Here is a 21,696-nt window from a genome sequence, read left to right as displayed (position 1 = left end):
AAAGGAACGGTCTCCCGTCCCTCATCCATTCACTTTTTCCGCATCATTCCAATAATATTTACTAAACGCTTCTGTTAACACATCAATTGTGTTATATAATTCATCTAACGTATTATCAACACCACCAACTTCAATTAACATCGCATTTTTCGATAAATCTTGGTTATAAACGCCATTTCCATCTTTTTTATACTTTGGAAAAATCCCTCTACTTAATCCGTAGTAGTTTTCATCTAAATAACTATTGATGGCTCTTGCAATTTTTTCATTTTCAGCATGGCCTTCATTTTCCATCCCAATTATAAAATATAATCTTGCATACGATTTTCCGTTAATTACTTTTGTTGTTACTTTCTTACGCTGATCGTCACGGTGTATATCAATTGGAAACGCAATTTTATTATTTTGTGCTAATGCTTCTTTTACATATTCATGAGACGCTTTATATGATTGCGGCCATTTCCATTTTTTACTCGCTAATAAATCACCCATATTCGTTTTATCGTGAACTACCGGAATTCCTTGTCCTTCAAGTTGCTCTTTCATACGTTTCCCTAGTAAAGACACATTTACATCTGGACTTGATGGATCCGTAGCCCCTGGTAATAATGGAAAGAAGGATTCCCAGCTATGTGTATGATAAATATATACTGCACTTTCACCTTTTTTCGCTCCGTTCTTTTTCTGAACCGGATTATTCTTTTCCGCTTCTGTAACTTTATCTTTTGCTACTTCCCTTTCTTTCGTTACTTCTTCAATCGGTACACTAGATTCATTTGGGATATTCGTCAAGTTTGTCCCTTCACCAGCTACGATAATATTAGAATAATACTTTGACATACCAGGTACTTCTTTACCGACGAATGTTCTTAAATCTTTAATTTTCAAATCTGTCGCAATAGAGAACATTAAATTTCCAACCGACTCTCTTTTATTCTTCTTAAAATAATCAAATCCGTAATAGCGATTCTCACTTTCTATCATTTGAACAAAACCTTGCATCGATACTTTTCCAAACCATTGATTTGCATAATTCGATTTCATTGTATGTAAAAATGACGTCAAAATCGACGCTATCATAATTACTATTAGCGCATATAAAAGGAGTAACGAAATCAGTTTCTTCCCATGTATTCGAGTTGCATACTTTTTCACTGCATCACCTTCTTTATACATGGATATGTACAAGCTTTTCGGAATATACGCAAAAAAAAGAGAAATGGTATCCCATTTCTCTTCCTCACTTTTATTGTTCTTTTCCTGTATCATTTGAAGGTAGTTTCTTCACTTGTTTTTCTTTAAATATTTCTCCAATTGCCCCAAGAGTACCAAGTGTTTCAATTGCATTAGACGGAATAAAGACTTTATTTGCTGGTCCTTTTGCAACTTCAGCTAATGATTCAAATGATTTGTAAGCAAGTATACGCTCATCCAAATTCGCTTCACGAAGCAATTCAATACGATTTTGTTCTGCTTTTGCGATTTCTTCAATTGCCCTTGCTTCCCCTTGCGCTTCTAATTCTTTTGCTTCTTTTATACCTTCAGCTTCGCGAATACGTGCTTCTTTATCCCCTTCAGCCATCAAGATTTTACTTTGCTTTTCCCCTTCAGCACGAAGGACTTTATCTTGTTTTGCTGCTTCAGCTTCTAAAATAATCGCACGTTTATTACGCTCAGCCTTCATTTGTTTTTCCATTGATGCTTGCACATCTTTTGGCGGGTTAATATCAACAACTTCGACACGTTCAATACGTACGCCCCATTTTTCTGTTGCTTCATCAAGCGCTAAGCGGATTTCTGTTGAAATTTTTTCACGACCAGATAACGTTTCATCCAGTTCCATTTTACCGATAATTTGACGCATCGTTGCTGAAGTAATATTACGAACACCATATTCATAGTTTGAAATACCATATGTCGCAAGTTCTGGTTCAACAATTTGATAGAAAATAATAGTATCAATTTCTACTTGAACATTATCTTTCGTAATTACCTTTTGCGGTGGTACATTCGTTTGTTGAATACGTAAGTCATGATATACACGAACACGATCTACAATTGGTATTAAAATATTTAACCCTGGGTGCATGATACGTTGAAACTTACCAAATCTTTCAACAACCCCAACTTTTTGCTGAGGAATAATTTTAATTGTTAATGCGATAAATGTAACTACAATTAGTGCGAATATAATCGTTAACGTTAATGCTACCATATTTATTCACTCTCCTTTTTCACTTGTAATATAGTACTATGCCTCTTTATAACAACGACTTTTTCTCCAGCATCAATTGAAGAATCTGCAATAGCTGTCCAAGTATCTCCATCCACCTTCACAATACCATTCGCTTCATTTGTAATCGCTTGCATAACAATCCCTCTTTTACCAACAAGCATATCTACTGTATCAGTAAAACCTTTTGCTTCTCGAAAGTTTTTTGAAATTCTTTTCGTAAAGAATGTCAAAGTTAAACTTACAATTGCACCAACAGTAACTTGTAACAGTAGTGCATCAGGAGCAAACAAAGCAATAAGACCTCCGACAACAGCTCCAATTCCAAGCCAAAGCATGTAAAATGTAATCGACAACATTTCCGCGATAAATAAAATACCAGCTATTATAAACCAAATTACCCAAGCAGCCATATGCAACCCTCACTTTCTTTCTCATTTTCTATATGTATATGAAGAAAAGAATGGTTTATCCGCCCTTTCTTACACTTGGGCGTTTGCTACAAGCTATTGTACATATTCACTGTTACAATGATCATTAATATAATACTATATCAATATATTCTTCATTATACATGAAAATCCCTTTCAAAAAGTGACAAAAAATTAAATTCTTTTAAAATTTTAATTTTTAAATTACAATTATTCTAATTACTAAATACTATTTTTTATAGAGGTGATATTCTTATTGAGAAACCTGTCACTAATCTACTATTTAGGTTCCAAAATATGCATTACTCTCGCTGACATCGTATATGTAATGATTATTACAACTCATATTTATATAGCAACTAAATCAGCTACTATTACTGCTCTTTTTCCATTATTACAAGTTATCACAAATCTAATTGCTAACATCTCTGCACCACTTATAATAAATCGTTTTCCATCTTATACGCTGTTATATACGCTCCAATGGCTGAAAACAGTCTTTTTACTATTATTAATGATTTTGTTCCCGGTCTTATCCACAAACATTATAGCTCTATTAACTTTTATTTTTGTCATTTCATTATGTAGTGGGTGGAGTGCTCCGTTATTATACGGTATTCTCCCGCGCCTTACACCGAAAGAAAAATTAGTAAAAGTAAATAGTATCTTTTCCTTTTCAACACAAATTGTGCAAGCCGCTGCTTATTCATTTACGAGTATTGTCGTTCTTCTCATTGGCGCTACTTCTACACTCATGATTAATAACATTTTGATGATTTTCGGATGCATTGCATTACATTTTTCATTACGTTCCATACATACTGAAAGAATAGCAGATTCTCCCTCTTCCAAAAGTACTGTTTTATTGGAAGGTTGGAAACTCCTATTTCAAAATCCTTCTCTCCGTACCGTTACATATATGGACTTAATTGAAACTTTCGCAGGGACAATATGGATTGGTGCTATTACGATGGCATACGTTACGACTATCCTTCATAAAGGCGAAGAATGGTGGGGATATATTAATACAAGTTATTATGTTGGCACGTTAATCGGTGGTCTATTAGCATGGAAAATGAGTTCCTATATTCAAAACAATTTAATACGATCTATGTCGATTAGCTCTCTTATATTTAGCATTCTTACATTTTTATATGGTATGACGAGCAGCGGATTTATTGCGCTTTTTCTATGTGTTCTAATGGGACCATGTTATCAAATTAGAGATATTTCCCAAACGACTGTTTTACAATCAAGTGTCGCCCCTGCTTTATTATCCAAAATGTATACAGCACATGGCGCACTTCTTTCAACAGCCTCTGGACTATCTATGCTTAGCATTGGCATTATTACTGATATGTTCGGTGTTCGTACAATTTATATCATCGCTTCTATTCTTATTTTATGTTCCGCTTGTTTATCTTTTAGTTTATTAAAATATCATAAGACAGAGCAGAACGATATTTCACTTTAAGCACTAAAACAAAGAGGACAGGGATTCCTGTCCTCTTTGTTTATTCTATTCATGATAAGTTGGGGATTTTTCTATGCTTTGTCGCTTGTTCAAAAGCATAAGCTAGCTTAATTAATATCCCTTTAAAGAAATTCACTTTCCTTATTTAAACACCTTTAATTTCCCGAAAAATAAAAAAAGTCTGAAACGGATTAACCTTCGCTTCAGACTCTTACATTACTGTGCGTATACTTCATCTAACAAATGTAAAAACTCACCTTGTTTCCCAGCTAATTCAGGGCATTTTGCAATATCAACCCATTCGTAGCAAAATACTAATCCTTTATCTTCCTCACCAGCACTTACAATATGTTCCCAAGTATCCTTTACATCTGTTAGTAAAGTTACATGAAAAAAGTGGCGTTTTTCATATTCCTGTTTTTCTTTCATATGTATGATGTAATCTGCTAAAAAACGTTCTATGCATAAATGACGCAATCCGGATTCTTCCTGTACTTCACGCAATATAGCCGCTTCTAACGTTTCACCTTCATCAACCGTTCCTCCTGGCACTTGAATACCAGCTTCATGTATATCACGATGTTTAAAAACAAGTAATTGCATAACCCCCTCTTTTTCTCTTGTAATATATGCATGTACTTTTTTCTTATATAACATCGTCATTATACGTCTCTCCCCTCAATCATTTACTCTGTTACTTCTTCAAGCGTCAGTTGATTATCATACAAATATGTAGCTTGTGGATTTCCCACATACCTTACGTGCCATGGTTCATACCGATAACCCGTAATCGTTTCTTTCGCTTTTGTGTATCGAATCACAAAACCAAATTTATGGGCATTTTCAGAAAGCCACTGACCTTCTTTCGTTTCCCCAAAAACCGTCTCTAACTGAAATTTAGCAGATTGAGACGTAATATCCATAGCTAGTCCAGTTTGATGTTCACTTGTGCCAGGAACCGCGCTAGACATTGCTGTTTTTGCTACCCCGTCTTGTTTTTTATACATTGTATTTAATGCTTTTTGTCGATCAAAAGATCTAAATCCAGAAACTGCAAACAGGAAAATACGCTCGTTGTCAGCCTGCTGAAACATATCCTCAAGCGCCCTCGCTGCTTCTTTTCTCATCTTTTTCTTTTCTTGATCACCTTCACTAGAGTAGCGTACTTTCGGAATAACTAAATCTGGCGGTCTATACCCATCTGGTAAACGCCTACTTTTATTCACAAGTACAAGCATTGAATTCGGATTATTAATTACCGCAATATCCCCATCCATATTAGCAATCGTTTCTTTCGCTTTCGGAAATACGCTATTTACACTTACTTCCCGCGCCTGCTTATCCTTATACATTTTATAATTGATTCCTGCTACTCCAACAATAATTATTGCAGCTACGATACCGAGTAGTGCCCATCTTTTTTTCATATAACGACCTCTTATTTTAATAATTTGGCCATTTCATACTCATCGATGTCCTTTCCATCGATAATAAGAGCAGCTTTTTTGACACCTTCTGTCTCAAATCCAGCTTTTTTATATAGTGCCTGAGCTCTTGTATTGTGGGCCATTACTGTTAATTCTAAACGCCATACATCATGTAATTTTGCCCACTTCTCAACCTCTTTAAACAATCTAGTCCCAATACCTCGCCCGTTATACTCTTGCAAAATACCAATTACAATGCTTGCCACATGCTTCTTTCTTTGAATGTTATTTCCATTCACTAATATAAAACCTACTATTCTCTCATCTTCAACTGCTACAAATATTGTTGCATATTCATTTTCTATAAATCGATGGATCATTTTTTCTTGTTGCTCAGCTGTAGTTTTCCTTTCTCCTGGTTCATATAACATAAACTTCGTTTCTTCATCTAATTGCTTACTTAATCGCAAAAATGATGCTGCATCTTCTATTTCGATTTCCCTAATCACTTCAATCACCCTACCAGTTTCATAATAAAAAGTTTTCCTTATAAAAAGATTTTCTCTACTTTCCCGAAAATTCCTTTGTAAATCTCCTACTATAAATTGACAAATTTCGATATTACTATAACAACGACAAATTATGTCTATTCTGTGACGTCTCACCATTACAAAGAAAAAACGCAAGCATTACACTTACGTTTTTTCAAAAATACTGTGAACTCATCCTCATCAGGTGAGGTCTCTCACCAATTTAAAATTCACTTTATCCATTCACTTTTTCTGCCTGCCAAAAATATTCACCAAATGCTTTAGCAAGTGCATCAATTGATCGATTCAATTCTTCCTCTGTATTATCTACACCGCCAACTTCTATTAATATCGCTTGTCCTGATAGGTCTTGATTATAGATTCCATTTCCTGTCTGGAACCCTTTTTGAATGACCCCACGGCTCACTCCTGGATATTTCTTATTAATCGCCTCATGTAAAGCTGTCGCTAATTGTAAGTTTTTTTCATAGTTTTTATTTCCTTTTCCTACTACAAATGCAAGCTTTGCATATGATTTATCTCCAATTGTTTTTGTCGTTACATTCTTTCGGGCACTATCACGATGCAAATCAAAAAAGTATTGAAGATCTTTATTTCCAGCCATAGCTTGCTGCACAATTTCCCGTGACATTTTATACGAACTATTACTGTTTAAACCTTTACTTATTAACTTTTGACCAACATCACTCTTATCGTTAGTAGCTCCAATCCCTTCACCTTCTAGTTGTTCACGGAAACAATCTCCTAATATAGAAATATTCGATACAGAACTCGTTGCTTTATTCGGATTCGGGTCATTCGTTAAGTTAAGTAAAGGTAAATAAGATTCCCAGCTATGTGTATGATAAATAAACGCAACTTGTCTCTTCCCAGTCGTTTGGGACGGCTGTTTTTTCTCTTTACTCGTATCTTGTTTAGGTACTTGTCCAGTTCCACTAGTCCGTTCCTTCACCACTTCTTCAAGAGGAACACTCGACTCTATCGGTAAGTTAGAATAATTTGTACCCTCACCCGCAATAACAATTTCTGTATCGTACTTACCAAACCCCGGGAGCTCTTTCCCGACGAAACTGCGTACATCATTAAAGCGAATATTTGTAGCCATAGAAAAGAGAAAAGAAGAAATTGAAAAATCTTGATTCAAATTTCGATACTCCTGTGTAAAATAATGATTCTCTTTTCCAAGTACATACATGTAACCATTCATCGATAACTCATTTAACCAATTATATAAATACGTTGACTTTGTCTCTTTCATAGAGGTTACCATCATACTAATAAGAAAAAAAGTCGCTAGCATTGTAGTAATAACAAATAAAACTAACTTACGCATACTTGTAAACTTCATAAAAAAAAAGCCCCGATTCATACTATCACCTCTCTATTTCAAGTTATGTACAAGCCCTAGAGAATAGACCGTTAAAATTTCGGCTATATTGTTAATGAGGTGAAATGAATTGAAGCTATTAATAGGAATATTACCAATCGCTCTATCATTCATTTTTTATTTGTCCGCTAAGCAACCAAAAATCTCTATTGTGCTACATATTTCTGCGTACTTGGCACTGTATGTACTCGGTATAATTATTTCCATTAATATATACGATGTTTTAATACAAGATTTAGTTTTCATGACGAGCATTCATGGAATTTTACTGAATCCATTTTTCCTTATTGCAGGAGCGTATATAGGAACATACACTTTGTACCTACTTTTGTCTCACATTATTATGAAAATAAAAAATGGAGCGTAATGAAATGCAACCACCATTTATCTGTCATACATGCAAAAAAAGAATTATGAAAAAGAAAGATCTTATTACAGCCACATGGTACTTCCGCTTTTATTTATTTCACAGTGATTGTTTTAAACGACAGCAAGTGTTCATCTCACGATTTCTCCCTGTGAATACACTTTTCAATTCCTTTCTTATTATATATGGACTTATTTTTGGCAGTATTCTTATGATTACAGAACCATCTATTATTTGGCTGACTTTCTTTTTTCCCATTTTTTATCGGTTTCTTTCTTATTATTATGTTGAACGTTTTTTCTCTACATAACGCGCAGACTGACCTCTCGGAATACTTAAACATTCCCACTCATTTTCTTTTAACATCTTCCCAATGTATATAATCTGACCAATATGCAATGCATAATGAGCAATTTGCCTTTCAATTGCTTGCATGACAGTATGTGCTTCACCGCGAATGTATACCGTCTTCAATAAGTGTTCCGGCGTTAAAGTATTCATCGTATTAAAAACATATTTCCATCCTTCTTGCCAAGCTATAAGGGTTTCTTCTTTTGAGTGATAGCATCCTTCAAATTCACCATCTCGATTACGATCTGTTTTTTCACCATCAGACGTTAAAAAATCCGTCCATCTAGAACGCATATTACCGTGAAGATGCTTAATAATAATCGCTATACTATTTGTTTCTTCATGAGAAGACCATTGTATTTGTTCATATGATAATTGAGAAAGTGCCCGCTCCCCTTGTTTCTTTGTTGCTTTAAAGTTCGAAATCGCACATTGCAAATATTCTCGTCCGATATCCATATTAGCCCCTACCTTCACCCTAGCTAATTTTTGTTCCATTTGGCAATTCCATATTAGGCTGAAGTAACACAACATCACCAGCTTCAGGAACACCACCAAGCACAAGTACTTCTGATTTGAATCCAGCTACACGCTTTGGTGGAAAGTTTACAACAGCAACGATTTGTTGGCCGATTAAATCTTCTGGACTATACCTTTTCGTAATTTGAGCACTTGACTGCTTTATCCCGATTTCTCCAAAATCTATTGCTAGTTTAATCGCTGGTACTCTCGCTTCTTTAAATTCCTCTGCATGTATTACAGTTCCAATTCTCAAATCCAAATTTAAAAAATCTTCAAAATTAGCCATTTATCATTCCCCCCAATTATTACTTAGACAAAATACAAAAATCCCCTTCAAAAAAAGAAAGGTGCCTAAGCACCTTTCTTTTGTAATTCACTTGATTCATTTGATTTATAGAAGAAGAAACCGAGAATCCCGCCAATACATGATGGAATTAACCATCCGATTCCTTCGTTATATAACGGTAACATTTGTAGTACATTAGAAATCGCGTCAATTTTAATTTTCGCACTTTCTAAACCGTTAAAGAAACTAATTAACAATGCACCTAAAATAGCTCCAATATAAATTGTATTACGCTTCCCAATCCACTTATGGAAATACGAAAGTACAATTAATACAATTGCAACTGGATAAATGATCATTAACACAGGTAATGTTACTGCGATTAATTGTGTTAAACCTAGGTTAGATACAATTAAACTAAATACACATACCATTGTTACAATCGTTTTATGCGAAAGTTTTGGGAATAAGTTTGTAAAGAAACCCGCACACGCAGATGTTAACCCAACAGAAGTTGTTAAACAAGCGAGTATAATAACAAGCCCTAATAAAATTTTACCACTCGTCCCATATAGCTCATTTACAACATTCGTTAAAATAAGACCACCGTTTTCTGAGATACCAAGTGATGTGCTTGTTGAACCAAGATAAGCAAGCGATAAATAAATTAACGTTAAACCAAGTACAGCGATAATACCTGATACTACTGTTATTTTTGCAATTTGACTACTCTCTTTTATCCCTTTAGAGCGGATAACTTGTACAACGACAATTCCGAATACGAGCGCGCTAATTGCATCCATCGTTAAATATCCTTGAATAAATCCACCAAAGAAAGCATTTTCTTTGTAAGCAGCTAACGGCGCAGCTGGCTCTCCAATTGGATCAATAATTGCCTTTCCGACAATAACAGCGACAATTAATACTAATAATGGTGTAAGAAACTTTCCGAACCAATCCACTAATTTAGATGGATTTAATGATAAATACCACGTTATTCCGAAGAAAACTATCGTGAAAAGAAATAGCATGTACCACTCTGAAACCATTGCCTCTGATAAAAACGGCTTCATACCCATTTCAAACGAAACAGCTCCAGTACGAGGAATCGCGAAAAATGGTCCAATTGCTAAATAACTAATCAATGGGAAAATAAACGCAAATATAGGGTGGACTCTAGAAGATAGCGCTTTCAAGTCCCCCTCTACAAACGCGACAGCTGTTACAGCTAGTAGGGGTAATCCGACTCCCGTTACAAGGAATCCTATTGTAGCAATCCAAACATTCTCTCCTGCTTGTTGACCTAAAACTGGCGGAAAAATTAAATTTCCTGCTCCTAAAAATAATGCAAATAGCATTAAACCAATTGCTACCGTATCACCTGGCCTTAAACGTCCCTTCATGCTCTTCATTTGCATAGCACTTTTTCATTGTTTATCTCTATATTTTACAATATGCTATGCATCCTCCTCTCTGCTCAAGATGATAAAATATGCCCCTTACAAAGCAGTGTCTTTCTCCATAATTTCTCCATTCCCCTTATTTTTACTCTAATCATTAATATAATTATTATTTTAATTTTTGATTTTTTTGAATTTTTAAATCATTAGAGTGTTATTACGTGGAGTATAGTTGTCAGACCTCTTTGTTTTTATCACACATATAGTAACATATTTAGTTGCAAAATAAAAACATATTTTCAAATTGATTTTTTTGAAAATCGAAATTATCTACATTTTTTATTCTCTTACACAAATATTGTTATAATCTCACCTATTATTCAATCGTTATTTTCAAATAACTTTATACACGTAACATACAAAAGCCATCTAATATAATTTAGATGGCTTTTGTATGTTACTCTATCGTTTCAACTTCACGTGGATTTTTCATCTCTTCCACATACACAACTCTAAATCCGTGATCTTCTAAATCTTTCAATAATGTCTCTAATTCACCGTCGTTAAACTCTTCTCCTAATGTAAACATAATTCTACGAACTAATAAGGCATCATTATCAAAAGTCATCAAACTTTGAATACCAGTGTATTTCTTTAAAACTGTCGATAACTTTTGGATTGCTCCATTATAGTCTTGCGTTCCAATCATGACAGAGTATTTACTAGAGTGAACACCCCATGCATCCTCTAATAACTCAAAAACTTTTTTATGCGTTAAAATTCCAAGGAAAACCCCTTTTTCGTCAACTACTGATAAATAAGGCAATTTTTTTATTGTAAAAAATACTTTAAAGAAAGATGAATCTTCTCTCACAAATCCTTCTTTATCGTTTAATAATTGTATTACACTCTCATCAAGTGATCCTTTATATTCTAAAATATCTACTTTATATATATTCCCTAAAAATTTCTCTTTTTTTTCATCTAAAACTGGTACACAACGATACCCCGTTTTATTTAAATGCTCTAACGCTTCCCCTATCGTAATCGAACTTGAGCACAGTAAAACTTCCCTTTTCGGTACGTAATTCCCTTTAATCCTCATAAATAGCCTCCTTATGTTAAAATACTTTCTGTGCCATAACTATATTATATTTTCAGAAAAAAATAAATAATTTATTTTATTTTTCTGAAAATTATTCATTTTCTTGTCATAATTTATTCATGAATCCTTCACTTGCATATTTTTGCTATCAAATCTTCTCTCTGAATTACTGAATGAAAAATATATTGTAACTTCTTTCAAAAAAAGCTAAAATAAGAATAAGAATTTTCTGAATATTCTAAGAGTAGGTGGTTATATGTCCTTATTACGCTCACATATATGTAAATTTATAATTGGTATTATTGTTATTTTTGCCATAAGTCCTATTCCAGCTCTTTTTATTACACACAATTATTCTTATCAAAATGGATTTATTAGCATTTTTCAAAACTTCGCACAGCTTTCTTCTATATCAATTCCAAAGGTTGATTGGATGCATGAATCTATCTTTTTCTCAGCAAACCAAATGGTACATACTTCTAATCATTCAACACCATTATTCCCTTACATATGGGAAATATATTTTATATCGATTGTTCGTTTTACTTTTACCCTTGCGATCGGATTTTTCATAAGTTTGGGTATCGGCCATTTATTTTTCAAAGTACCTAACTCGTTTAAAAAGTTTACTACTGTATTGAAATGGATACCTTACTCTTTTTGCACTGTAGTATTACAATGTTCAGTCTTATTACTACTTCTATACATCGCACAATTTATAAACCTTCCTTACTACTCATCATTTATCATCGTATGTAGTACTTCCATGATTATCGTTATGCAAGCAGTAAAAAAATGGATTCCTTTCTTAAAAAACACAAATGAATATGAAATAAAACATGATTCTTTTCTTGTGGATACATTGTTTTTGGCGCTTACTTCGAATCATAAATCAATTTTAGGTTCCATTATTCTTTCATTCGTTTTTATGGAATGCGTTTTTCATGCAAATGGACTGTTACAATTTATCGTTCAATTTGGCGGAAATTCACCCATAATTGTTACAATCGGCTTATTACTACTCTATATCCCATATAGCATACTTTCTTTCCTTCAAACACTATGGACCACAAACTACTCCAAGCAACAGTCATACACTTTAACGAGAAGTGTTCCAAAACCTTAATTTAAAATAACCCTCTATAATCTAAAAGTAGGGGGTTATTCCTTTTGTATAGCGGACAAAATAACAGCAAATTCAAAAACTATTACAGAAACATACCAATATTTACCCTTTTCCTTTGACTATTCTTTTCATTTGGATTTATTATAAAAGTATAACATAATTGCAGGAGGTGACATCTTTATTCCAAACCTTGGAATGGAGAACACGCTTGGACATATTAAATATTTTTCTCATCTTTGTACTTATTCTTATTTCTGGCTTTTTCGTTGCATCAGAATTCGCTGTTGTAAAAGTACGAAAAAGTCGAATTGACCAACTTGCAAATGAAGGTAATAAACAAGCTTTAGCTGCAAGAAGCGTCCTATCTAATTTAGATGTTTATTTATCAGCTTGTCAGCTCGGAATTACAATCACTTCTTTAGGGCTTGGTTGGCTTGGTGAACCAACTGTGGAGCATATACTACGACCGCTCTTTGAAAAAATTAATATTACTGGAACAATGGCTAACACTTTATCTTTTGTTATTGCTTTTAGTGTTATTACATTTTTCCACGTTGTATTAGGTGAATTAGTTCCAAAGTCTTTCGCAATTCAAAAAGCAGAAGCGATCACACTCAAATTTGCAAGACCGCTTATTTTATTTGATAAAATTATGTACCCATTCATTTGGCTACTCAATAGTACAGCTATATTTTTCACAAAATTACTCGGATTAGAACCTGCGAAAGAAAGTGAACTTGCTCATTCTGAAGAGGAATTGCGACTCATTTTAGGTGAAAGTTTTAAAAGCGGTGAAATAAACCAAACCGAATATAAATATGTAAATAACATTTTTGAATTTGATGATCGAGTTGCAAAAGAAATTATGGTTCCTCGTACCGAAATGATTTGCTTATCTACTGAAAATACGTTAGAAGAAAATATGGATATCGTCGCTACTGAAAAATATACACGCTATCCAATTATCGAAAAAGATAAAGATGATATCATTGGGATGATCAATACGAAAGAAGTATTCCATGATCAAACGAAAGGTATTTATAAACCACTTGAATCTTATATACATCCTGTTCTAACTGTATTTGAAACAGTTCCAATTCGTAAAACATTAGTCCACCTTCAAAAAAATCGCGTTCAGATGGCAATCGTTATGGATGAATATGGTGGTACTGCTGGACTTTTAACGATGGAAGATATTCTTGAAGAAATCATTGGAGAAATTCAAGATGAATTCGATGCGGATGAATCACCTATGATTGAAAAGCGTACACCTAAGCTTACTGTTTTAGATGGAAAGGTGCTTATTTCTGAAGTAAATGATATGTTTGGCCTACATATTGATGATAGTGATTTAGATACAATCGGAGGATGGCTTCTTTCTCAAGCAGTTGACTTAAATATTGAAGCTGGCTACTCCATTGAATATGCTGGTTTTCAATTTAAAGTATTAGAACTTGATGGACATCAAGTCAAAAAAGTTGCTGTACATAAACTAGATATTAAAAAGGAGCTATAAAGTGACTGTTTTATTAACAATTTGTATCATTGCCTGTTTCATTGTTTCATTTCTCGCCTTCATTTATCCAATTATCCCTGGCATACTAGCTGTCTGGGCTGGATATTTGATTTACCATTTCGGTATAAATGGAGGCGAATTAACAACTTCTTTTTGGATTATTCAAGTCATTTTCACTCTTTTCATTTTCGTTGCTGATTTTATTGCAAATGGATATTTCTTAAAAAAATACGGTAGTTCTAAATGGGGCGAACGTGTCGGAATGATTTCTATCATTGTCGGATCGTTCTTCTTCCCGCCATTCGGACTTATTATCATACCGTTCTTATCAGTATTTATAACAGAACTAGTGCATAAAAAAGCGCCAAAAGATGCCTTTCTAGTTGGAGTCGCTACTGTAGTTGGTTTTTTAAGCAGTACAGTAGCGAAAGCAATTCTCCAAATCATTATGATTATCATCTTCTTGTGTTATATCATCTTTTAACCATCCCGACTTCGGGATGGTTTTTTAATATGCAATACCTACTCGACTATTTTCATATATGTTTTTCTTACATAGATCCCATGCAAAGTGTGCTGTATCACCCACTGTAATTTTTGATCCACCCTCTGGCAATATATCTTTTTCAGTTCGATATACCTCTGTCGCCTCACCATCTATTAAATGTGTCGGACAAACAACTGTCCAACATAAATTATTACTATTACTTAGTACTTTATATGCAGCCAAATGATCTTCCGCTGCCGTTGTCGTTTTCCTTTTTGATTCCGTTGATTGAAAACGATATAAATTTAGATTTGTTCTTGCTTGTAAAATACCAGCTGTTCCTATTGTTATGATTCTACGAACCCCTTCTTCTTCCATTTGCTTAATGATTTGTGGCATACTCTTCCCTAATGTTCCATTTTGATCCGTTCCAAGTGCACTAATTACTATATCGCTTCCTTCTATCACTTTCTTTATATCATTTTCGTTCAATACATTACCTTCTATCACTCGTAGCCTTTCATGTTGTATTTCTATTCTATTTAAATCACGCGCTAATGCATTCACTTCAGCTGAATCCTTTAATGCTAAATTAATTATGTTTGAACCTACTCGTCCTGTTGCTCCCAATATACATACTTTCATTTGTTTTCCCCCTCTTTCATTCTCTTTCTATTTTTCAATAATCTCAATAAATTTACAACAAAAAAGCTTCCTCATATATGAGAGGAAGCTTTATTATTACTTTATTTCTTTTCTTTAGAATCAGTAGACTTCTCGGTTCCGCTTGTTTCTTTATCCTTTTTATCCTCTTGTTGTGTTGTTCTGTCGTCTTCTTTCTTCTTGTCCTCACCTTTACTACAACCTACCATTAATAAAGAACTTGCAAGTGCCATAGCAGTTAATGATTTAACCCATTTATTCATTTGCGTTTCCTCCTTGTGATAGAATATGTACAACCTCATATTACTCTCTATTTTTAAAGGAGAGATTGAAAAACAGTAAATATACGGTAAATTTTTGTAAATTTTCTGATAACAAAACCTGATTTTATTTCATTTCCAATCGATACACAATAAAACTAGTTTTTTCTCTCAATGGACGTAAAAAAACTAAGGCGCATACCATTTCGCCTTAGTTTCTCATGCAAACTTTTCATTTTCATATAGATGTGTAATCTTATATTCCTTCTTCATAACATATTGCCACACACTATAAGCGTAACGGTTCATTTTCAGGAAACAATTTTCCAAAAATGAGCGAAACTCTGGATTAGCAACTTCCACTGCAACTTGAGCAAACTTTAAAGCTAATCGTTTCAAGTGCGCAATATAACTGATTGCAATATGAATATCCCCTGTATATTTACTAACTGTTTCCTTTTCCATTTCATGCAAATCAAACTCCGTTGTTTCACAGGTTATATGCTGCACATTCTCTCCTTCTTGAAAATTTACTTGTTCATTATATGCTTGTAACATATATGGTAAATGGTGCTGTAATAGATTTTTTAATTCTTCGTCTCTGACCTTTCCAGCATACTCTCCAACCTTGTATATTAGCATATAACTATATCTCATTAATTCTTTCATACAGTCCATTAAAGCGCCTCCCTTCTCTTTTGTCCATATACTATAAATATGATGCTAAAACATTCGCTATTCTTGCTAAAAACCAATCCCATCTACTAATTTCCTCAAAATCTTCTTCAGAAAATCGTTTTGATTTATGAAAGTCTACCTGTAATCGACTCCATACTTCATCAACAACTGTTTTATCATATATGATACAGTTAGACTCGCAATTTAAATAAAAACTTCTATTATCAAAATTTGCTGTCCCAATATCAACAATTTCTCCATCTATGATTGTTACTTTCCCATGAAAAAATCCATTTCGATATTGATAAATCTCCGCTCCAGCATGTAACATATCTTTCAAATATGGATAGGCAGCTTGTTTTAACAATATGGCATCACTTTTAAATGGCACGAGAATTTTCACATTAACACCACGATTTAATGCAGCTTTTAACTCTTTCACCATTTCTTTACTTGGTACAAAATATGGTGTAGCTATAATTAAAGACTTTTTAGCTTTTTTTAAAAGTGCCCCATACTTTTCCCATAAGCCTTTTCCATTTGAAAATAAATATTGATATTTTATATTCCCTAATGTAGGTATACTTTCATGTATAGGCATTTTTTCTCCTGTATCTTCTTTCCAATCTTCGGCGAACTTTCTTTCCATATCCGCTGCACCCTCACCATGGATACGCACGTGATAATCACGCCATGGCCCAAACTTTGGATTTTGTCCAAGGTACTCCTTTCCGATATTAAAGCCACCAACGTATGATACCTTTCCATCTATCGTAACAATACGTCTATGATTCCGTTGATGCAAAGAATAGAACATATTTTTCAGTTTCGGTTTTTTACTAAATGTAAACTTCACACCGTTTTCTTTTAATCGGCTAATTACCTTTTTCTTCAGCTTATATCCGCCTACCCGATCGACTGACAATTTCACTTCTACTCCGCTAGATGCTTTTTTCTCTAATAACTGTAAAAACTCTTGGCTTATTTCGTCTTTTCCTACAATATAAAAATGGATATATATATACTTTTCTGCATCGTTTATATCGTCAAATAATTTTCTATATAACTCTTCACCGTTCGTATATAGTTGAAATTCACCTAATCGAACTTGTCCTAATTCATATTCACTAGCCATTTCCTTCCCCATTTCCACATCGATGTTCATCCAAATGAATACACCTATTAAACAAAGGATTATAGCGAAAAAGTGCTTCATGGATAAATTCCTTTCTCCACTTACTGTTATTTCTATATCTTCCCTTTTTTATTACATTATCATTCAAGAAAATATGTCATTGCATGATATATGTCCATATCAAACAATAGCTCATTTGCATATTGTATGTTGTATCTTAAAATAAAAGGAGGAAATAACAATGGGCTTCGCACATGGTAATGGATTTGCGCTATTAGTCGTATTATTTATCCTCTTAATCATCGTCGGTGCTGCTTGCTTCTGCTAAGTAGCTACTGTCATATGATATGTGGATGAAAAAACTATAAAAGCGGACACCTATTTTTAGGTGTCCGCTTTTCATTTTAAAACCATTTCCGACTGCTATAGTAACTTAAATGGCTAAATATTCATCTCAAAAGGTTAACAATGTGGCTACTTTCTTACTCTCTGCCTTACGTATATGACGCTGTTCTGCACGTAACACAGCAATACGATGTAATTCTTTCTCTTCTTCGGTTTCAGGGATAACACGCGGTACAGGAACTGGATTATTTTCCTTACTAAGTGCCACAAAAGTAACGAATGACGTTGCCGCTATACGCTTCTCACCTGAAATTAAATCTTCAGCCACTACCTTCACAAACACTTCCATCGAAGTTCTTCCCGTCCAAATTACGAAAGATTCATAACTAACACAATCTGAAGAACGAACAGGATGTAAGAAATCGACCCAGTCCATAGATGCTGTGACACATTCCTTTCTTGAATGTCTGGATGCTGAAATAGAAGCAACCATATCCATCTCCGCTAATATCTTCCCACCAAATAGCGTGTTATGATCATTTAAATCTGTTGGGAAGACTCGGCTCGTTTTGAACACCCTTGACTCATTGGCTGTTTTCCCCTTTACTTCTGTCATTGTTATCACCCCTTTAATGATCTATCCCTAATATTTCAATAATCACTATACTAAATGAACTACACGCTTAATATTAACAACATTCAGAACTTTTAGTCCACAAAAAAGAACCGATTTTATCAATCGGCTCCTCTAAATACATATTGTTCTTTCGGCTGTTCAACTTTATTCCATTTTGTTACTTCTAATACAGGAATATTCGCATGAAACGGCTGATAAAACTCAGTAGTTATCTCTCCTTCTACTTGAATCCAGTCATCATTATTCCACTCTACGCCTTCTGGCTTTTTCACTAACATACCATACACACCAGAATCTGCTACGCAATGTATAATACCGAAACGGAATAAGAAGTATTGTTCTTTTTTAGAAGAATCATCTCTAAAAACAAACCCTTTAAAAGATAATTTTTTTCCAGTAAACTCGCCAGGATAATTATAAATTGTTTCCATACCCTTTAGGAAGTCTTCATCTTTCAAATTAATATTATCTTTCGTAACAAACTCTTTCTTCCCTTTTTCCATTACACCGCGGTATCCTTCTTTCCCGTAATAAATGCTCGTATCAGGTCTTAGAAATTGTCTTGTCATAAATGGATCCTTACTTTCTGCTTGTGCAACAGGAAAGTGAAACCCTTTCGCTTTAACAATATCCGAATCTAGCGTCGCAATTGGGAAAAATAACCCTGAGATAATTGGAAAACAAAACAATGAGTACGAAAATGCTTTTTTCCACCATGTATTCTCATCTTTTGAATGATCATGTCCGCAATGACCATGGTCACAACTACAATCATTTTTCTCTTTTTCCTTTTGGTGTTCTTTTTGGAAAACGACGATAATTTGTACAATCGTTAAGAAACCTAAAATAATTGCTGCTGTTGTTGATAAATAGGCATACTTCATATTGATATACTTCGTAATGTTACCGGAAATATGAAGCTGCGCAATTAATATTGTAAAACCTAATAATATATATGCTCGAAACATAACCTACCACCCCATCGCATAAATGAGTAGTGAGCTTGCATAAACAACAAGAGTAACTGTAACTATAACAACAATTACAAATTTCGTTTTAAATGTCGCAAGCATCATAAACATATTTTTAATATCCACCATCGGTCCGTAAACGAGGAACGCGACAAGTGAAGCTGTTGAAAACGTACTTTGGAACGAAGAAGCGATAAATGCATCTGCCTCTGAACAAAGTGATAAAATGTAAGCAAGTCCCATCATAACAGCTGATGAAGAAAACGGACCTTGTCCAATAGCAAGAAGTGTTGAAGTTTGTACAAACGTTTGTACTGCTGCTGCAATTAACGCACCTAGTACTAAATATTTTCCCATTGAGAAGAATTCCTCAACAGCGTGTGTACATACATCCCACATTTTTTTACGCAGTGGACGCTTATTATTCACTTCTGGGAAGTGATCATCTCTTAATTGATGTTCTTTAAACATAAAGGATAATATAATTCCAACGATAATGGCTACGATAATCGCTACAATAGAACGATACCATACCATGTGCATACTACTCCCAAAGGCAACATAAGTAGCAAATAATACAACTGGATTAATAATAGGTCCAGTTAACATAAATGCAATCCCTGCGTATGGTGGAACGCCTTTTCCAATTAATCGTCTTACAATCGGAACAATTCCACATTCACAACCTGGAAACAACATACCTAAAAAAGTAGCTAATAAAACAGACAGAAATCGGTTCTTCGGCATCCATTTTGCCACCATATCTTCTGTCACGAACATTTGAATGAATCCTGAAATAAATACACCAATGAGCACAAAAGGAAGTGCTTCGATCAATATGGAGATAAAAATTGTATTCATTTGCAGGAATGCTTTCGGTAATTGAAACAATTCCATGATGTATTTCCTCCAACTTTTCATTAACAATATGTAATTTTAACCCCATTTCATTAATTGAACAAGGCTTATATGGAATACATACCCTTTATATACATTACATTGTACAAGTTATATTCTATTCAAAATTTGAGATTTCATAGCAAAAAAGCTGCTCTAGCGTAGTTGTATAACTATGCTAGAGCAGCTTTCTTATCGTTAAAAGTAACGTTTCTTCCAAAAAACAAAAGCTAACGTGAAAGATAGTGTTACACATATGATGAGTACAATTACAAAACCGTGGGCTTCCCCTTCAAACGGAACCTTTACGTTCATTCCAAAGAAACTAGAAACCATCGTCGGTAAAGATAAAATGATTGTAATTGACGTTAACAGTTTCATAACACTATTTAAATTATTTGATATAACAGAGCTAAAAGTATTCATCATTCCACTTAAAATGTGACTATATATTTCCGCCATTTCAATAGCCTGTTTATTTTCAATTAATACATCTTCTAATAAATCTTGATCGTCTTCATACATTTTTAAAAATGTACTATTACGCATTAACTTTTGAATTACAATTTTATTAGCCTTTAATGACGTTGTAAAGTATACTAAACTTTTCTCAAGGCCTAACAATGTGAAAATCTCTTTATTTTTCATTGACTGATTTAATTGATGCTCTAAATCAATTGTTTTTCGATTTATTTGCTTTAAGTATCTTAAATAATAAGTAGAAATCGTATATAAGAGCTGAAGTGCAAAGCGCGTCTTCTTAAACGTATAAAATTCTTTAATACGTTGATTAATAAAACGTTCAAAAATTGGATTCTCTTCTAAGCAGATTGTAACAAAACAATCCGGCATCACAATCATACCTATTGGAATCGTGTCATAAATCGAATTTCCTTCTTCGTCATGTCTAACTGTCGGAATATCGACGATAATTAAAGTATTATTGTCTTCCTTTTCAATACGAGAGCGTTCTTCATCATCCAAAGGGTCTTTAATGAAATCTAAGTCTACATTTAAAGTTTGTACTAGATATTGAATTTCTTCTTCTGTTGGATGAAGTACATTAATCCAGCACCCCTTTTGCATTTCCTCAATCTCTTGTAGTTTTCCGTTTCGGTCTGTTAAATATATATTTAACATACTATCACCCCGATTCTTTTTACATGTAGGAATCTACCTCTCTTAAATCACAGTTTTTAAACCGCCATTCTCAGCATATGAAACATACGTTTAAATTTCAATAGAAAAATTATTTTGAAAACGTTTTTATAAGAAAAATATTATAAAGTGAAACTTTAATCAGTGGGGGCTTCATCCCCCCACTGATTTTCAGCCCTCACCAATCGGACTTTTACGGGCTGCCCGCCCCCAACCAAACTTCTTTTCTTTCGCTGAATTTTGAGATGAGGATCTTACTGCCCGTTAGAGCGGGATAAACATAGAAAAA

26 protein-coding genes are annotated in these 21,696 nt (G+C 33.9%); 7 read left to right on the top strand and 19 right to left on the bottom strand.

What is annotated here, in order from left to right; all coding sequences use genetic code 11:
* Nucleotides 1-21: 21 nt before the first annotated feature.
* From spoIIP (MHB52_RS10620) to MHB52_RS10610, 3 genes are read right to left on the bottom strand one after another with little or no spacing between them, the layout of a single operon-like run.
* Nucleotides 22-1,269 (bottom strand): stage II sporulation protein P, encoded by a 1,248-nt coding sequence (gene spoIIP, locus MHB52_RS10620; protein WP_016117657.1) that lies wholly within the window; start codon nucleotides 1,267-1,269, stop codon nucleotides 22-24.
* Complete coding sequence (locus tag MHB52_RS10615) at nucleotides 1,247-2,215, bottom strand: SPFH domain-containing protein (protein WP_000226253.1); 969 nt, start codon at nucleotides 2,213-2,215, stop codon at nucleotides 1,247-1,249. Before MHB52_RS10615 ends, spoIIP (MHB52_RS10620) begins: the two co-directional genes overlap by 23 nt.
* A gap of 2 nt (nucleotides 2,216-2,217) precedes the next feature.
* A complete protein-coding gene (locus MHB52_RS10610; RefSeq protein ID WP_000741976.1) occupies nucleotides 2,218-2,646 on the bottom strand; it encodes an NfeD family protein in 429 nt (142 codons plus the stop codon).
* A 274-nt stretch (nucleotides 2,647-2,920) separates the two neighbouring features.
* Between MHB52_RS10610 and MHB52_RS10605 the strand changes: the two genes are divergently transcribed.
* Nucleotides 2,921-4,138, top strand: a complete 1,218-nt coding sequence (locus MHB52_RS10605; RefSeq protein WP_016117656.1) for an MFS transporter — start codon at nucleotides 2,921-2,923, stop codon at nucleotides 4,136-4,138.
* A gap of 216 nt (nucleotides 4,139-4,354) precedes the next feature.
* Here MHB52_RS10605 and MHB52_RS10600 read toward each other — a convergent pair whose 3' ends face one another.
* The 4 genes from MHB52_RS10600 to spoIIP (MHB52_RS10585) form a co-directional block, all read right to left on the bottom strand.
* A complete protein-coding gene (locus MHB52_RS10600) occupies nucleotides 4,355-4,801 on the bottom strand; it encodes an NUDIX hydrolase (protein ID WP_000178285.1) in 447 nt (148 codons plus the stop codon).
* Between the two features lie 23 nt (nucleotides 4,802-4,824).
* On the bottom strand, nucleotides 4,825-5,565 hold the full coding sequence (locus MHB52_RS10595; protein ID WP_061664521.1) for a M15 family metallopeptidase: 741 nt from the start codon (nucleotides 5,563-5,565) through the stop codon (nucleotides 4,825-4,827).
* 11 nt (nucleotides 5,566-5,576) lie between these two features.
* Nucleotides 5,577-6,074, bottom strand: coding sequence for a GNAT family N-acetyltransferase (locus MHB52_RS10590; RefSeq protein WP_061664523.1), 498 nt, complete (start codon nucleotides 6,072-6,074; stop codon nucleotides 5,577-5,579).
* Nucleotides 6,075-6,330: 256 nt separating this feature from the next.
* The gene (gene spoIIP, locus MHB52_RS10585) at nucleotides 6,331-7,485 is read right to left on the bottom strand and encodes a stage II sporulation protein P (RefSeq protein WP_061664525.1); all 1,155 of its coding nucleotides are present in this window, start codon (nucleotides 7,483-7,485) and stop codon (nucleotides 6,331-6,333) included.
* An 88-nt stretch (nucleotides 7,486-7,573) separates the two neighbouring features.
* Here spoIIP (MHB52_RS10585) and MHB52_RS10580 point away from each other — a divergent pair, with 88 nt between their 5' ends.
* Complete coding sequence (locus MHB52_RS10580; RefSeq protein WP_000770736.1) at nucleotides 7,574-7,870, top strand: hypothetical protein; 297 nt, start codon at nucleotides 7,574-7,576, stop codon at nucleotides 7,868-7,870.
* A gap of 4 nt (nucleotides 7,871-7,874) precedes the next feature.
* Nucleotides 7,875-8,180, top strand: a complete 306-nt coding sequence (locus tag MHB52_RS10575) for a hypothetical protein (protein WP_033682818.1) — start codon at nucleotides 7,875-7,877, stop codon at nucleotides 8,178-8,180.
* On the opposite strand, the gene MHB52_RS10570 is transcribed toward MHB52_RS10575, so the two are convergent.
* From MHB52_RS10570 to cbpA, 4 genes are all read right to left on the bottom strand, one after another.
* Nucleotides 8,153-8,719 carry a DUF1572 domain-containing protein gene (locus MHB52_RS10570; protein ID WP_000435828.1) on the bottom strand — a complete coding sequence of 189 codons (567 nt, stop codon included), beginning with the start codon at nucleotides 8,717-8,719 and terminating at the stop codon, nucleotides 8,153-8,155. The two genes, MHB52_RS10575 and MHB52_RS10570, sit on opposite strands and share 28 nt — an antisense overlap.
* Complete coding sequence (gene csaA, locus MHB52_RS10565; RefSeq protein ID WP_001263017.1) at nucleotides 8,700-9,029, bottom strand: chaperone CsaA; 330 nt, start codon at nucleotides 9,027-9,029, stop codon at nucleotides 8,700-8,702. Before csaA ends, MHB52_RS10570 begins: the two co-directional genes overlap by 20 nt.
* Before the next feature lie 65 nt (nucleotides 9,030-9,094).
* Nucleotides 9,095-10,432 carry a branched-chain amino acid transport system II carrier protein BrnQ4 gene (gene brnQ4 / locus MHB52_RS10560; protein WP_011110049.1) on the bottom strand — a complete coding sequence of 446 codons (1,338 nt, stop codon included), beginning with the start codon at nucleotides 10,430-10,432 and terminating at the stop codon, nucleotides 9,095-9,097.
* A gap of 454 nt (nucleotides 10,433-10,886) precedes the next feature.
* A complete protein-coding gene (gene cbpA / locus MHB52_RS10555; RefSeq protein WP_001220526.1) occupies nucleotides 10,887-11,534 on the bottom strand; it encodes a cyclic di-AMP binding protein CbpA in 648 nt (215 codons plus the stop codon).
* 256 nt (nucleotides 11,535-11,790) lie between these two features.
* Here cbpA and MHB52_RS10550 point away from each other — a divergent pair, with 256 nt between their 5' ends.
* The 3 genes from MHB52_RS10550 to MHB52_RS10540 all read left to right on the top strand — a co-directional run bounded on the left by MHB52_RS10550 (nucleotide 11,791) and on the right by MHB52_RS10540 (nucleotide 14,660).
* On the top strand, nucleotides 11,791-12,660 hold the full coding sequence (locus tag MHB52_RS10550; RefSeq protein WP_061663511.1) for a hypothetical protein: 870 nt from the start codon (nucleotides 11,791-11,793) through the stop codon (nucleotides 12,658-12,660).
* A 208-nt stretch (nucleotides 12,661-12,868) separates the two neighbouring features.
* Entirely contained in the window at nucleotides 12,869-14,176 is a 1,308-nt protein-coding gene (locus MHB52_RS10545) for a hemolysin family protein (protein WP_000353738.1), read from the top strand.
* Nucleotide 14,177: 1 nt separating this feature from the next.
* Complete coding sequence (locus MHB52_RS10540; RefSeq protein ID WP_000217334.1) at nucleotides 14,178-14,660, top strand: DUF456 domain-containing protein; 483 nt, start codon at nucleotides 14,178-14,180, stop codon at nucleotides 14,658-14,660.
* A 24-nt stretch (nucleotides 14,661-14,684) separates the two neighbouring features.
* Here MHB52_RS10540 and MHB52_RS10535 read toward each other — a convergent pair whose 3' ends face one another.
* The 4 genes from MHB52_RS10535 to cls form a co-directional block, all read right to left on the bottom strand.
* Nucleotides 14,685-15,308 (bottom strand): NAD(P)-dependent oxidoreductase, encoded by a 624-nt coding sequence (locus MHB52_RS10535; RefSeq protein WP_000861639.1) that lies wholly within the window; start codon nucleotides 15,306-15,308, stop codon nucleotides 14,685-14,687.
* Nucleotides 15,309-15,409: 101 nt separating this feature from the next.
* Nucleotides 15,410-15,589: a hypothetical protein gene (locus MHB52_RS10530; protein WP_061663510.1), complete on the bottom strand. Its 180-nt coding sequence runs from the start codon at nucleotides 15,587-15,589 to the stop codon at nucleotides 15,410-15,412.
* A 216-nt stretch (nucleotides 15,590-15,805) separates the two neighbouring features.
* Complete coding sequence (locus tag MHB52_RS10525) at nucleotides 15,806-16,264, bottom strand: spore coat protein (protein ID WP_000340540.1); 459 nt, start codon at nucleotides 16,262-16,264, stop codon at nucleotides 15,806-15,808.
* Between the two features lie 31 nt (nucleotides 16,265-16,295).
* Complete coding sequence (cls, locus tag MHB52_RS10520; RefSeq protein ID WP_061663509.1) at nucleotides 16,296-17,480, bottom strand: cardiolipin synthase; 1,185 nt, start codon at nucleotides 17,478-17,480, stop codon at nucleotides 16,296-16,298.
* A 160-nt stretch (nucleotides 17,481-17,640) separates the two neighbouring features.
* On the opposite strand from cls, the gene MHB52_RS10515 reads away from it, so the two are divergent.
* Nucleotides 17,641-17,727 carry a YjcZ family sporulation protein gene (locus tag MHB52_RS10515; RefSeq protein ID WP_000505094.1) on the top strand — a complete coding sequence of 29 codons (87 nt, stop codon included), beginning with the start codon at nucleotides 17,641-17,643 and terminating at the stop codon, nucleotides 17,725-17,727.
* A 126-nt stretch (nucleotides 17,728-17,853) separates the two neighbouring features.
* Here MHB52_RS10515 and MHB52_RS10510 read toward each other — a convergent pair whose 3' ends face one another.
* The 4 genes from MHB52_RS10510 to MHB52_RS10495 all read right to left on the bottom strand — a co-directional run bounded on the left by MHB52_RS10510 (nucleotide 17,854) and on the right by MHB52_RS10495 (nucleotide 21,389).
* On the bottom strand, nucleotides 17,854-18,360 hold the full coding sequence (locus tag MHB52_RS10510) for an acyl-CoA thioesterase (RefSeq protein WP_000141164.1): 507 nt from the start codon (nucleotides 18,358-18,360) through the stop codon (nucleotides 17,854-17,856).
* A 119-nt stretch (nucleotides 18,361-18,479) separates the two neighbouring features.
* Nucleotides 18,480-19,349 carry a TIGR03943 family putative permease subunit gene (locus MHB52_RS10505; RefSeq protein ID WP_000488057.1) on the bottom strand — a complete coding sequence of 290 codons (870 nt, stop codon included), beginning with the start codon at nucleotides 19,347-19,349 and terminating at the stop codon, nucleotides 18,480-18,482.
* 3 nt (nucleotides 19,350-19,352) lie between these two features.
* Entirely contained in the window at nucleotides 19,353-20,249 is an 897-nt protein-coding gene (locus MHB52_RS10500; protein WP_000418716.1) for a permease, read from the bottom strand.
* Between the two features lie 198 nt (nucleotides 20,250-20,447).
* A complete protein-coding gene (locus tag MHB52_RS10495; protein WP_000932389.1) occupies nucleotides 20,448-21,389 on the bottom strand; it encodes a magnesium transporter CorA family protein in 942 nt (313 codons plus the stop codon).
* Nucleotides 21,390-21,696: the final 307 nt, after the last annotated feature.

Source organism: Bacillus sp. FSL K6-0073 (assembly GCF_038006085.1).
In the GTDB taxonomy this organism is placed as follows: Bacteria; Bacillota; Bacilli; order Bacillales; family Bacillaceae_G; genus Bacillus_A; species Bacillus_A cereus.
The sequence above is the reverse complement of the archived record's forward strand: the minus strand, read 5'-3'. Positions and strand labels throughout refer to the sequence as shown.